We start from the raw sequence: 12,779 nt of genomic DNA, 5'->3' as shown, positions 1-12,779 counted from the left end.
AACGATGATCTATTCTCTATTACCTATTATCTCTAATACACTTTGATTTCATTATAAAAGGTGTCTCGCTCTACCGCGACGCGGCCCGCACCCTGAATGAGCCATACAATCTCATCGCGTGTTAAACCTTCTGGTGAAAGAGCGCCAGCAGCATGTGAGATTTTCTCTTTCACGATCGTACCGTGAGCATCTGAAGCACCGAATGTGAAGGAAAGTTGCGTAAGTTTCGTTCCGATATTGATGAAGTAAGCTTTAATATGTGGGAAATTGTCCAACATTAGGCGGCTAATCGCCATTGTTTTGAGTTCGTCCCAAGCGGGAACGAAACGTTTAAGACTTGCATTTTTGCTCGCTGGCTGAACAGAATTAGGAATGAATACGAGGAAACCGCCTGTTTCGTCTTGCAGCTCGCGCAGCAACATCATATGGCGAATCCGTTCTTCTTTCGTTTCAATTGAACCATATAGCATGGTCGCATGAGTTTTCATCCCTAGAAGATGAGCTTGACGATGAACATCCAACCATTCTTCGGTGGAAGCTTTTTCGACCTTCATTTTCGAGCGGTAACGTTCCGTAAGAATTTCGGCTCCTCCGCCAGGAAGCGTGGAAAGTCCAGCATCCATTAATGCCTTAAGTACATCTCGATAGCTGAGACTGCTAATACGCGAGAAGAATTCGATCTCTGCAGCAGTATGAGCTTTAATCGTGACATCCGGGTAAGCTTGCTTTAAGCGACGAATGCAATCAACGTAATACTCAAAAGGCAGATGAGGGTTATGCCCCTGACTAATATGGAATTCTTTAATTTCAGGGTTAAAATTCTCGGCAATATAATCTAACATCTGATCTGGTGTTAAGGTGTAAGCACCTTCTTGACCTTCGTCGCGGCGGAAATGACAAAATGAACAATGCTCCTCACAGACATTCGTGAAATATAAGCTCATATTTTGTACAAAATATACCTTATTCCCATTCAACCGTGTATTCACTTTATTTGCTAATTGACCAATGGTTAAAAGATCGTCAGATTCATATAAAAACAGTCCGTCTTCCATGCTCAACCGTTCGCCGTTCTCAACCTTGTCAGCAATCTCAGCCATCCGTTTGATCGGGTCTACTGTCGTAATACTCATGCTCCATGCCTCCTATGAAAATATAATAAACCGCATAATGAAACGACGCAGCCAGCAGTTAGAACTAGGTGCGTTAGGTGGTGTGAGTTGCTCGCGTACCTGTCAACCAGTTCGGTTAAGGAATTCACAACCAGATTTATATCGATACAAGCTATCCATCCATCTTATTATAAACCTCCTACTTGGGAGGGGCAACATCAGAACGTTGAAGATAAATCGACAATCTTATCCATGTCCTATATTTTTTCGGTGAAATTGGCGAAATGTTATTCCCAATATTAACAAATTCCTGTATACTATTGCAATGTGATTACGTAAGGGCTAAAGGTGATAATAATCGTGCTACCATTATTCGTGACCGAACCGCAGGAACGACTTCATATCAAAATAGAACAACTTCGAGGCCAAATGGTTAGTTTGGGAACCTCGCATGGCTTCCTTCATCCTGACGTGCAGAAATGCAGTCGAGATCTAGACCAGTTACTATTGCAGTATTATGCCACAAGACGTTCTAAACAGTGAACAGCTGCCCTTGAGCATCGGATGGATTAGGAGTATACTTATAGCAAGCACTTCGTATACCAATGCCAGTTTTCCTTAATTTACAGGGAAAAACCAAGGAGGGATTTCCATTATGATTAATATAAGTGAATCTGCTAGTGAGAAAATTAAAGAGCTTTTGGCATCGGAAGAATCACCTAATCTGTTCTTACGCCTAGGCGTGAAGGCTGGTGGTTGCAGCGGCTTTTCTTATGGAATGGGCTTCGACGATGATCAAAAGTCTGACGATAAAGAATTTACCATTCACGGCGTGAAAGTTGTTGTGGATGAAGAGAGCGCTAAGTATTTATATGGCGTCCAAATTGACTTCGAAGACAAAGGCATGGGCGGCGGTTTCACCATCAATAACCCAAATGCAGTAGCATCGTGTGGTTGTGGCTCATCTTTCAAGCCAGCGGATTATGAAGGAACACCTGAACCTTGCGATGATAAGGTTGAGGCTTAAATAATTAATATTGAACCTTCTGAATTAGTGTGTAGTACTAGCACTCGTTCAGAAGGTTTTTTGTCATGTTTAAAAGCTACACCGTTAACCACCAAACACCAGCACACTCAGGCAGCACAATCAACTGCTCACTGACAGCCTTATTGGCTATCGCGTCTCCAAAGAAAAATCTCGTAAGCATCTCGGCTTCATCTACGCTCTCAAACGTATAATCGGTCCTTATCCATGTATGAGAAAAACCATACTGGGATTCAAGCAGCCTATAATAACTCATCAAGAAATCAGGCGGCTGGGGTGTTTCGGAGCCTGTTCCGAAGTTCTCGATAATGATGACCGTACCGCCTGGTCGCAGAACTCTTCTGATTTCGCTTATAACTTGATGAATATTGGCTTCCCATTGATCGACATCCGAATTTCCAAGGTAGCAAATACTCCATCCGGATACGATTAAATCTGCACTATGATTGGGGACAGGTAAATGCCTGTGGTCAGCAACTTGTATTCTCCAATTGTGCAAATCAGCTTTCCTAAGATGATCTGCGGTAATGCGCAGCATAGATTCGGATTCATCTAAAGCTACGATGGACTTTGCTTGTGGAGAGAGAACACGGGTTAATCTCCCAGCACCAGCCCCCATGTCAATGATGTCTAGACCTTCAACGGGGATGATGGTTTGAATGGTTTCATATAAGCTTGCTTGTTTGGAAACGAGTCGTTCATACATGTCTGCTTGATTGGCATAAATGTCTGCATGGTTAGGCATTTGATGATTTCCTCCTTAGGATGATGTTAAACATTGTCATCATAATGTGTAACGTAAGGAGAAGGTCAAGACATTGTTGATTAGGGTTGAATGGGAACTGCATAAACGATATACAGCAAATCGTTGAGTTTCGTATGTTTGGTAATATAACCATTTTCGTCAAACCAGGTTAGCAGGGAAGAGCAGATGGCATAATGCTGATCTTGCAGGGTTGTTAGAAGATCTGCTCGCCCGCTCGATGTACATTCTTCCATGTATAAATCTTTTGCTGTTTCATTTTCGAACATTAAATCTGCTATGCAAATTCTACCGTGAGACTTGAGTACGCGGCGCATTTCATCTAGCGCTAGCAGTTGCTGTTCGTTAGTAATATGGTGAAAAGCAAACGATGTAACGACAAAATCGAATTGGTTATCCATGTAAGGAATGGCCAGGAAATTCCCTAGCTTCATGTCCATTTGCGGATGTTTACTTTGGCATTGCTTCATCATTTCTTTGGATTGGTCTACGCCAGCCATGTGAATGCCCTTTTGCAGAAATCGACTTGCCAAATTACCTGTGCCTGTCCCAAGATCAAGCCCTTTCTCCTCAACCCTCGGTTTTACCCATTGGAGTGTTAGATCAAGAACTTCCTCGTATCCTTTATACTCGTTGTCATTATGTAAAACCCGTTCATCATGAGTCAAGGCTTGTTGATCAAAGTTCCATGTATCCTTCCAATTTTTGCGGATTTCCCGAAGTCGTTTAGAACCTTCCGCGAGTGTGAAGATATCATCAATCGGAAGTGAGTTGTTCTGTTTCAAAAGGTCGATCATGGTATCCGTCGTTTCAATGATTTGCTTGAACTCCAGCCATTGTGCAAAAACAACTGAGCGTTGTATTTCTAAATAGTATTGAAGCTGCTCTTTATCATCGGCATCAACTTCTTGTAATGCTTTTTGAATATCGGCAACGGACATACCTGATTCACGAAGCGAAATAATCGTTTGCAGCCGCCATATTTCTTTTTCTGTAAATGTTCTATATGAATTGTTTTCCTGTTTGGACGGTGAAATGAGTCCTTTATCTTCATAAAAGCGGATGGCTCTTGGAGAAATATTCAATTTCTTGGCAACATCTTTAATTTGCATGCTTTCACCCTTTCTCTCCCCTTAAATAAACCTTAACGTAAGGGAAAAGTAAAGTTGCAAATAGCATTGTCTAGCTAGATAGGAGTCGTCTCTCATTACCAAATTGTGGAATATACTATAAAGATAGAACTAGTCGTAGTTTGAAAGGAGGGAGCCATATGGCAACTAGAAAGGATTTCATCGATCTTGTTGCACCGATTGCTTTGAAGCTTCGTTTAGAAGGCTCGCCAATTTTCCCATCTGTTCGAATTGCACAAGCAATACTAGAAACTGGGGGTAAAATAAACGCTTGGAATAACTTGGTTGGATATAAAGTTGGAAATGGCGTACTAACACCTTATTGGCAAGGCGATCGTGTGTCAGTAAGCACATGGGAATTCATAAATGAGGAATACGTGTCTAATGTACCGGGGGATTTTCGGGCATACAACTCCATCGAGGATGGATTTAGAGATCAAGATTTGTTATTTCAAGCTGCGCGTTATTCGGCAGTTCGGTCAGCAAGCATTCCACAAACTCAAACAGCTGCACTACAGAAGAGTGGATATGCGACTGACCCTGCCTATACAAGTAAATTGAATACGATGATAGCGACGGAAGGGTTAACTTTCTTCGATGAGGAGGTCATTCGGATGTTAGAGAACTTACAGGCCCAGATTTCAGAATTAACAAGTAGAGTACACTCACTCGAAGAGCAGGCCGCTTTGACGGTCGTGCCAACATGGGCGAAGTCAGGCGTTGATGCAGCAATAAAGGCCGGCTTGATCGACACACCTGAGAAAGGGAGCTATGACTTCTATCGTTTATTAACTGTGTTACATCGCAAGGGCATTATATAATATGCGGAAGAATATAGGGGCCGAAAGGGGCAATGATGAGGTTAGTAAATCATTCGGCCTTTAATTCTTACATTTTCACCATATTTGGCTTGCATCAACTTCGTTTGCTCTTGCATAAAAGCATAGATTTCTTTCAAGCGGTTCTTTCTAGGTTTGATTGTTTCTTTAATTTCGCCATTCAACACGATATCGTATACGATCATTCTAGTTCAGCTCCTTTGTTTTGTCTTTCTAATTTCATTGTAGACGATGAATATTAAGGGACGATTAAAATTTCTTTTCAATTTTGTGAATAAAATGAAGGTTATGTTAAATAAACGTTAAAAATGCCTAAAATAGTGATCATTTTTTTTTATCAGTATTTTACAAGTTTTGGATGTGCATAAGTTTATGCACAATATCCCCCTATGCTTTGTCAGCCTTCATGGTACATATTAACAATTTACCCACAGGATATGCACACTTATCTGTGGATAACGGAACGCTTGTTCTATCAAAAACCCCATGATACTATTAGTTTAAATTATAGAATATGGGTGATTTCAGTGAGACAAATTAGCGATGAGACATTGATCGACTCTTATTACAAGGCACTAGATTTAAGATTAGAATCGGATTTTCTTGAACTATTGCTCGCGGAAATACAGAGACGCAAATTAAAGCTATCCGTGATCGTTAAGGACGAGGCACCACTTAATTAATAATTGAACTCAGCACGTATTGGCAGGGTATAGCTAGAATGACAGTCGGGGCAATTCAAGAGGTGAAGGCAGGGCTCTTGCTCGTCGCCTTCCTGGTTTGTCAAGGAAATGTTGTTCATCTCGTAAGGCGAATAAGGACCGAGCAAGTCACTCAGCTTACCATGGTCACACATACGCTGCGAGCACACAGGACAGTTGGTTTGCAATTCTTGCATGCCGTTACAAACTGGACATATAGATGACAAAGGGGTATTCCTCCTAATCCGTAGATTAGGTTAGAATACCCCTTTTCATTGCTATTCATTATAATTTCAAGTTCGAACTGTGTCCTGGTGAAAGCTTGGCACTTGGATCAATGTAAACTTTGGCATTGTTAATTGCCGTAGGTGCTTCACCGAAGCCAACAGCGATCAGTTTTAATTTACCAGGGTATGTCGTAATATCGCCGGCAGCGAAGATACCTGGGATCGTCGTTTCCATACGGGAATCAACAACGATGGAGCCGTTTTCGATTTCGAGCCCCCATTCAGAAATCGGTCCGAGAGAGGATACGAAGCCGAAGTTGATAATAACGGCATCGACATCGTGGATGCTTTCTTCGCCTGATTTAATATTTTTAAGTGTAATTTGCTCGATACGATCTGTTCCATGAAGCTTAGTGATTTCGGTTGGTGTAACGATGTTTACCTTCGAATTCATTAAATTCTCTACACTGTGCTCATGAGCACGGAATTTATCTCGACGGTGGATCAAGGTTACTTGCTCAGCAATCGGTTCAAGCATCAAAGCCCAGTCAACTGCGGAATCACCGCCGCCGCTAATAACTACTTTTTGATCAGCAAATGCGTTCAAGTCACTTACGAAGTAATGTAAGTTTTTCTTCTCGAATTGAGCTGCTTCCGGTAACTCAAGACGACGCGGCTCGAAGGCGCCAACACCACCTGAAATAATAACGGCATGGCTCAGATGTACACCTTTGTCTGTTGTAATTTCAAAAAGACGTTCTTCTTTCTTAACGACATTATGTACTTTTTCTTCCAAACAAGTATGAATAGGAAAGTGTTTCATTTGGGCAGATAAGTTATCTACAAGCTCTTGAGCTGTAATTTTTGGGAAGCCTGCAACATCATAAATATATTTTTCCGGATAAAGAGCTGCAAGTTGACCACCAAGTTGTGGCATGCTTTCAATGATTTTCACAGATGCTTGACGCATCCCTGCATAAAATGCTGCGAACATGCCAGCAGGGCCGCCGCCAATTACAATAATATCAACGATGTCTTGACTGGTTTCTCTCTCGTTCATGATAGAACCTCCGATCAAACCCATAGTGTAACACAGTGATAATCATACTCATTATAAACGTCACTTCTATTGAAGGAAACAGAAAAGTTTAAATTTAACATATATATTGCTTATAGATAGGATAAGTAAATGCTTACATGGATTAGATGGGCTAAAACGCCTATAATACAAGATTTTTTATGCAAAATGACACTTGATATTTACTTATGAAAATTATATCATATCATGAGAATCGGTTTACCATGTTGTGATGAATTTCCACCTGTTTAATCATAATTCACTTCGAAAGCGTGCAAACTAGTAGCAGAATACTACTTTTGAAGCTGTTTGTGTAATTTTTCACAAGATAGAGAGACCATGGGACAAAATACGGATATGGAAGTGAGAGAGACATGAGTAGAATACCAAGAATCGTTATATTAGGAGCCGGTTACGGCGGAATCCTTGCTGCAATTCGGTTGCAGAAGGAATTGAACTACAACGAAGCTGATGTTACGCTTGTTAACAAGCATGACTATCACTACATTACAACACATCTCCACATGCCTGCTGCAGGGACAGATAATCCTGAAAATGCACGCGTGAACATTTTGAAATTGATTGATGAATTTAAAGTTGATTTCGTGAAATCGACTGTTACGCAAATTCGTCCACATGAGAAAAAGGTTATTTTGGAAGACGGAACACTTTCCTACGACTACCTAGTAATCGGGCTTGGTGGCGAAGCGGAAACTTTCGGAATTCCTGGTCTGAAAGAAAATGCGCTGAATATTCGCAGTATTAACAGTGTTCGCTTTATTCGTGAGCACATTGAATATCAATTCGCGAAGTTCAAGCGTGAACCAGATCGCAAAGATTACTTAACTTTCGTTATCGGTGGCGCTGGATTTACTGGTATTGAATTCATTGGTGAACTTGCTGATCGTATCCCTCTTCTATGCAAAGAGTTCGATGTGGATCCTTCCCTTGTGAAGATTTATAATATTGAAGCTGCGCCAACGGCATTGCCAGGTTTCGATCCTGAGCTTGTTGAGTATGCGATGAAAGTTCTTACGGACAAAGGTATAACTTTCAAAATTGGTACAGCCATTAAAGAATGTACGCCAGAAGGTGTTCTGATTGCTGGCGATGAGTTCATCAAAGCAGCAACAGTTGTATGGACAGGCGGTATCCGCGGTAACCATATGTTAGATGAAGCTGGCTTCGAAACGATGCGCGGTAGAATTAAAGTTAACGAGCACCTTCATGCTCCAGGCTTTGATAATATTTATGTTGTGGGTGACTGTTCCATCGTGATGAACGATGAAGGCAGACCATATCCACCAACAGCGCAAATTGCGATGCAACAAGGTGAAGCTGTAGCTCACAACTTGATCGCTTCGATTCGTGGATCGCAGATGAAAACTTTCAAATACTCGAACAAAGGGACAGTAGCTTCCCTTGGTAAAGGTCAAGCGATCGGTATCGTAGGTTCCCGTAAATTGAAAGGGAATGTCGCTGCTATGATGAAAAAAGTGGTTGATATGAGATACCTTTACATTATTGGCGGAATTCCACTAGTTATACGTAAAGGTCGTTTCTAGTCAAGGAATGCTAACGGGGGGATTGCCATGCGACACTGTAGTGTCCAAGTAAGAGGACTTCTTACCCGGGATGAACTGGATCGTTACAATGCCTTGATCGAAGTCGGTCACTTCTTAGAGACTGAGAAACGTTACGATCATGTCGCTGTTGTCCAAAAGGAAATTGATATCCTCATTCTTCCTGCGATTGAACGTCTGAAGGAAAAGAGTCGTCAACGTGACCGTGATACGGAAGCGTATCTAGCACGTAAAGCTCAGATGGAAGCTGAATTAGCAGCTGCTCTGCGTGACGACGAGGATGAAGAATAGATACCAAAGAAGCATTGCTCTTCATGGAGCAGTGCTTCTTTTTTCTATGTAACATCAACAAAAAAGAGCAGAGGATCGCAGTCCTTTGCTCTTAAGTCGTTATACTTGAATGAATGACGCGAATTTCTCAGGAAGCATAACGTTCCCAACGTAGAAATCTCCGAACTCGCCAAAACGTGCGCTGACTTCATCAAAACGCATTTCGTATACAAGCTTTTTGAAATGAAGAGGATCATCCGAGAATAGTGTAACGCCCCATTCCCAATCATCCAATCCAACGGAGCCTGTAATGATTTGTTTTACTTTACCAGCATATGTACGACCGATCATACCGTGGCTGCGCATCATCGTTTTACGATCTTCCGCAGGAACCATGTACCAGTTGTCATTGCCTTCACGACGCTTGTTCATCGGGTAGAAGCAAATGTGTTTGGATTTTGGCAGGATCGGCTTCAAGCGTGCTTGAATTTCTGGATCTTGCGCAGGATCAACACCTGGCTTGGCTAGGTATGCGCTCAATTCTACGATGGAGACATAAGAATAAACGGGTATAGTAAAAGCAGCAAAGCTAGATTTGTTAAAAGCAGTTTCAAGCTCATTGAGCTCTTCCAATGTTTCACGCAATTGCATGAAAACGAAATCAGCTTTTTGGCCTACGATGCTATAAACGGCAGTACTGCCTAGTTTATCGTTCTCAACTTGCTGCCACTGGGACAAGAAGGATTGCAGCTCATCCGCTGCATGCTTACGTTCTTGTGGGGTTGCAGCATGCCATGCATTCCAATCCATTAGACGGAAATCATGGAGCGCATACCAGCCTTCCAGCGTTTGTACGGCTTCACTCATTGTTTTTCCTCCATTCAAGGGCTAATATCCCCTACATTGTATCCAATTCATGGAGAAAGGGCAAATGCATGGAGGGGTGAAGTATAGGAAATGTCTAATTAATTGTTCAATTTGTGTACACTTTACCTGTACCTTTTCGTAGATTACAATAATAAGAGCTATAGAGGCCAAAGTTAGGAAGTGCTTCTACATATATAAGGGGGAACTATCGTGCTGCAAATGGTTATCGCCACTGTCTTAATGATGGTGTTATTCTTTGGGATAGGCTTTATTCTGAATATGCTAATGAAAACAACGTGGTTTCCACTTTACGTGTTCATTGCCTTAGTGATAGGGATAATCATCTATGGATACATGGGGAATTCTTCATTTATGTCAAGTGACGAGAGTTTCACCATTGTTGACGTGATTCCGGCAATCGGCGGCTTAGTCGGTGCAATTTTGAGTGGTTCGGCGATCAAAGCACTGCGTATTCGCGGCTTTAAAATGTTCTAATATTACTGGGTCAATTGGGTGAGGCTAAGAGAAGTTACTTAAACTTCACTTACGGGGGAGACACGATCAGTGCCTTGGGCGAATGTGAATGAAACATCACTGCATTATGAGATAACGGGACCAGAATGGGGCATGCCTATTCTTTTTATTCATCCCCCGTTGCTAACGCTAGAAGCGTTTAGGTATCAGAAAGAACAACTAGGGGTCCATTTCCGAGTCATTACGTTTGACATTAGAGGACATGGCGGAAGTGCAAGTTCGAAGCAGTCGCTAAGTTATAAACTTATTTCGCAAGACCTAATAGGGCTTCTTGATTTCTTAGGGATCGAGGAAGCCTTTCTTTGCGGTTATTCAACCGGAGGGACGGTTGCTTTGGAGGCTTTGCTTACGCATCCCCATCGATTGGTGGGGGGGATTGTCGTCAGCGGAATGTCAGAATTGACAGATACGTACAATCGAATTAGAGTTTGGCTAGCGATACGAATGGCGAATCCTAGTCGAATTATGAATTTTTTGATTAGAGCGATAACGTATGGCAATGCCGATAAAAAGACAACCTATCAGGAGTTAAAAGACCATGCCTTGCAGGATAAAGCGGACAATGTGAGATCCTATTTCGAGCAATCCCTGCGCTATAATTGCACAAATAGTCTCTCGAAGATTCAGCAGCCCGTCTTATTGATCTATGGTGAAAAAGACGTTGACTTCCATCCCTATGCTCAAATTCTTCATACGGGGTTACCGCATAGTTCGCTTTTTTTCATCAAAGATGCGAAGCATCCGGTACCGATTCAAAACGCTGCACGCATGAATGACATCATTCATCTATGGGCGGATAGCCTCAAGGAGAAGGAACAAAAGGAACGTTGGAAGCTCGATCTAGCTATCGCTCAGAAGCTTAATCCTCAATTGTATGGGAATGTACACGAGTCTTCGAGTGATGCTGAGCCCTCCATTTATACGCAAGAACAATGACGCCAAAATTAAGATTTCATTGCTAGTGAAAAAGCGATGGAATCTTTTTCTTGCCCAAAAGGTAAAATTATCTTTTCTCTTGTAGATACCAAGATTGTCGATTTTTGTGGTAGACTAATAGAGAGAGACTGAGACATGGGATAGCTAGATTATGAGCGATCTTTCAGTCGAGCTGAGGCAGGATGGTGCTGTAACGGGATGAGAATGACGAATATGCTGCATTTCACCGAGAATCACAGGTTTTGCGTGAACCGTGAGTTTTCTTTGAGCAGTTTAGACTATAAAATGCTAGCGATGATGTATCAACCGATGATAGGCGGTTTGGCCATAAGTTTCTATCAGGCGCTCTATCAGCAGATGAGTGCAGAGAAAGTTGGCTTTTCGCCGATGGAGCAGCAACGTAAGTTGTTTCTTCTGCTAGAGCTTGAACAGAATGAGCGTGGTCGAAAGTATATTATTGAACAATCCTCCAAGCTAGAGGCGATTGGTCTCCTTCAGACGACTCGCAAGTTTGTACCCGAGGAAGAAGATTATGTTTTCGTTTATACATTGTTCGCGCCTTTAGGGCCGAATGAGTTTTTCCGAAATCAGCATTTAACGCTGCTGCTGCGCGACAAGGTTGGGAAGTTCATGCTGCTTTCGCTGCGTGAAGATCTGCTCTCACCTGAACCAGAGGAGTGTCGTGAGGCGGTCGAGGAGAACTTGTCGGTTCCTTTTTATGAGTTATTTCGCCTGAACACACAGGTTGTGGATTATGAACTGGAACAAGCACTCTATGAGGCTTCTGCAAGCAAGCAAGGGGACGCACGGATGGACGTGACGACCAAAGGCTTCAAGTATGCGGATATCATCATGAGGTTCCCGCGTGGAGCGAGTAACCGCGTGTTCGTTGAAGCGCTGAAGCACAAGCCGGAGCATATGGTAGCCATTAATATTGTGGCGAAGAAGTACAATCTGTCCCTTCAAGAAACGTGCCGCTTGCTTGATGAGGATGGCGTGTTCACCGAGGAAGGTGAGCTTGTCATGGATCTCATGCAATATAATGCGAATTTGTTCTACAGACAGAGCAAGAAGCGGGATGAAGAGCGGGAGCGTACGACTACGAAATCTGAGGATGAAGTGGAAACTTCGGAAGAGCAGTCTGTGGAGATGGCTTATTATTTAGAAGTACCTCAGCAACTGCGCGGCGAATGCACGGATCATCAGTACAATTACATCATGCGAAATGAGCCATACACGGCTGTGTTGAAAATGTTTTTCACACAGGGTTCGATACCTGATGGCGTACTTAATATTTTCGAGAAAATCGATTTAAACTATAAATTAAAAGAAGAAGTTATTAATGTGTTGATTCACTTCTTGCATATTGATCGTCGCTCTTGGGCCAAATCCTCAATTGAGGCTGTAGCTTCCGATATGCTGGGCAAGCAAATTAATACGTATGAGCATGCCGTTGAATATGTACGTGAGAAAATCAATTACAAGCAGAAAGCTGCTTCTAAGGTGGAATCTGCGAAAGCGGGCGGAGGCTCTGCTACGCGTGGACGTCAAGGCAAGACACAGAAGCCTCATATCCCTATTGTATTGCCTGATACGGGCACTACAGCGTCTACTAGGCTGTCTGCAGAGGAGCTAGAGGCAGCCAGACGGATGGCGCAGAAGCTGGATGAGCGATTTAACCGGAAGAATTAGTA

At 42.5% G+C, this 12,779-nt stretch carries 16 protein-coding genes; 10 read left to right on the top strand and 6 right to left on the bottom strand.

The window, feature by feature from the left end; genetic code table 11:
• Nucleotides 1-32: 32 nt before the first annotated feature.
• Nucleotides 33-1,133, bottom strand: coding sequence for an aminofutalosine synthase MqnE (mqnE, locus tag L6I86_RS16505; RefSeq protein ID WP_236288812.1), 1,101 nt, complete (start codon nucleotides 1,131-1,133; stop codon nucleotides 33-35).
• A 327-nt stretch (nucleotides 1,134-1,460) separates the two neighbouring features.
• Between mqnE and L6I86_RS35675 the strand changes: the two genes are divergently transcribed.
• Both L6I86_RS35675 and L6I86_RS16500 read left to right on the top strand, forming a co-directional pair.
• Nucleotides 1,461-1,655 (top strand): aspartyl-phosphate phosphatase Spo0E family protein, encoded by a 195-nt coding sequence (locus L6I86_RS35675; protein WP_338113417.1) that lies wholly within the window; start codon nucleotides 1,461-1,463, stop codon nucleotides 1,653-1,655.
• Between the two features lie 112 nt (nucleotides 1,656-1,767).
• Nucleotides 1,768-2,139, top strand: a complete 372-nt coding sequence (locus tag L6I86_RS16500; protein ID WP_056613525.1) for a HesB/IscA family protein — start codon at nucleotides 1,768-1,770, stop codon at nucleotides 2,137-2,139.
• 76 nt (nucleotides 2,140-2,215) lie between these two features.
• On the opposite strand, the gene L6I86_RS16495 is transcribed toward L6I86_RS16500, so the two are convergent.
• On the bottom strand, nucleotides 2,216-2,902 hold the full coding sequence (locus tag L6I86_RS16495) for a class I SAM-dependent methyltransferase (protein ID WP_236288810.1): 687 nt from the start codon (nucleotides 2,900-2,902) through the stop codon (nucleotides 2,216-2,218).
• Between the two features lie 80 nt (nucleotides 2,903-2,982).
• Entirely contained in the window at nucleotides 2,983-4,032 is a 1,050-nt protein-coding gene (locus tag L6I86_RS16490; RefSeq protein ID WP_236288808.1) for a MerR family transcriptional regulator, read from the bottom strand.
• Between the two features lie 158 nt (nucleotides 4,033-4,190).
• On the opposite strand from L6I86_RS16490, the gene L6I86_RS16485 reads away from it, so the two are divergent.
• Nucleotides 4,191-4,871: a glycoside hydrolase family 73 protein gene (locus L6I86_RS16485; protein WP_236288805.1), complete on the top strand. Its 681-nt coding sequence runs from the start codon at nucleotides 4,191-4,193 to the stop codon at nucleotides 4,869-4,871.
• A gap of 41 nt (nucleotides 4,872-4,912) precedes the next feature.
• Here the strand turns inward: L6I86_RS16485 and L6I86_RS16480 are convergent, their stop codons facing one another.
• Entirely contained in the window at nucleotides 4,913-5,074 is a 162-nt protein-coding gene (locus L6I86_RS16480; protein WP_236288803.1) for a mechanosensitive ion channel protein MscL, read from the bottom strand.
• Between the two features lie 204 nt (nucleotides 5,075-5,278).
• Between L6I86_RS16480 and sda the strand changes: the two genes are divergently transcribed.
• Both sda and L6I86_RS16470 read left to right on the top strand, forming a co-directional pair.
• On the top strand, nucleotides 5,279-5,572 hold the full coding sequence (gene sda / locus L6I86_RS35920) for a sporulation histidine kinase inhibitor Sda (RefSeq protein WP_420851901.1): 294 nt from the start codon (nucleotides 5,279-5,281) through the stop codon (nucleotides 5,570-5,572).
• A gap of 38 nt (nucleotides 5,573-5,610) precedes the next feature.
• Nucleotides 5,611-5,814 carry a hypothetical protein gene (locus L6I86_RS16470; protein ID WP_157256897.1) on the top strand — a complete coding sequence of 68 codons (204 nt, stop codon included), beginning with the start codon at nucleotides 5,611-5,613 and terminating at the stop codon, nucleotides 5,812-5,814.
• A gap of 61 nt (nucleotides 5,815-5,875) precedes the next feature.
• On the opposite strand, the gene L6I86_RS16465 is transcribed toward L6I86_RS16470, so the two are convergent.
• The gene (locus L6I86_RS16465; protein ID WP_236288801.1) at nucleotides 5,876-6,877 is read right to left on the bottom strand and encodes an NAD(P)/FAD-dependent oxidoreductase; all 1,002 of its coding nucleotides are present in this window, start codon (nucleotides 6,875-6,877) and stop codon (nucleotides 5,876-5,878) included.
• Between the two features lie 392 nt (nucleotides 6,878-7,269).
• Here L6I86_RS16465 and L6I86_RS16460 point away from each other — a divergent pair, with 392 nt between their 5' ends.
• A complete protein-coding gene (locus L6I86_RS16460) occupies nucleotides 7,270-8,460 on the top strand; it encodes an NAD(P)/FAD-dependent oxidoreductase (protein ID WP_056613596.1) in 1,191 nt (396 codons plus the stop codon).
• A gap of 27 nt (nucleotides 8,461-8,487) precedes the next feature.
• Nucleotides 8,488-8,769 (top strand): hypothetical protein, encoded by a 282-nt coding sequence (locus L6I86_RS16455; protein ID WP_236288799.1) that lies wholly within the window; start codon nucleotides 8,488-8,490, stop codon nucleotides 8,767-8,769.
• Between the two features lie 99 nt (nucleotides 8,770-8,868).
• Here L6I86_RS16455 and hemQ read toward each other — a convergent pair whose 3' ends face one another.
• On the bottom strand, nucleotides 8,869-9,615 hold the full coding sequence (hemQ, locus tag L6I86_RS16450) for a hydrogen peroxide-dependent heme synthase (protein WP_236288796.1): 747 nt from the start codon (nucleotides 9,613-9,615) through the stop codon (nucleotides 8,869-8,871).
• Between the two features lie 210 nt (nucleotides 9,616-9,825).
• Here hemQ and L6I86_RS16445 point away from each other — a divergent pair, with 210 nt between their 5' ends.
• The 3 genes from L6I86_RS16445 to L6I86_RS16435 all read left to right on the top strand — a co-directional run bounded on the left by L6I86_RS16445 (nucleotide 9,826) and on the right by L6I86_RS16435 (nucleotide 12,777).
• Nucleotides 9,826-10,110 (top strand): YuiB family protein, encoded by a 285-nt coding sequence (locus tag L6I86_RS16445; protein WP_236288794.1) that lies wholly within the window; start codon nucleotides 9,826-9,828, stop codon nucleotides 10,108-10,110.
• A gap of 69 nt (nucleotides 10,111-10,179) precedes the next feature.
• Nucleotides 10,180-11,085, top strand: coding sequence for an alpha/beta fold hydrolase (locus L6I86_RS16440; protein WP_236288792.1), 906 nt, complete (start codon nucleotides 10,180-10,182; stop codon nucleotides 11,083-11,085).
• A gap of 198 nt (nucleotides 11,086-11,283) precedes the next feature.
• Nucleotides 11,284-12,777, top strand: coding sequence for a replication initiation and membrane attachment family protein (locus L6I86_RS16435; protein ID WP_236288790.1), 1,494 nt, complete (start codon nucleotides 11,284-11,286; stop codon nucleotides 12,775-12,777).
• The last annotated feature ends 2 nt before the right edge of the window (nucleotides 12,778-12,779 follow it).

The organism is Paenibacillus allorhizoplanae (assembly GCF_927798215.1).
In the GTDB taxonomy this organism is placed as follows: Bacteria; Bacillota; Bacilli; order Paenibacillales; family NBRC-103111; genus Paenibacillus_E; species Paenibacillus_E allorhizoplanae.
The sequence above is the reverse complement of the archived record's forward strand: the minus strand, read 5'-3'. Positions and strand labels throughout refer to the sequence as shown.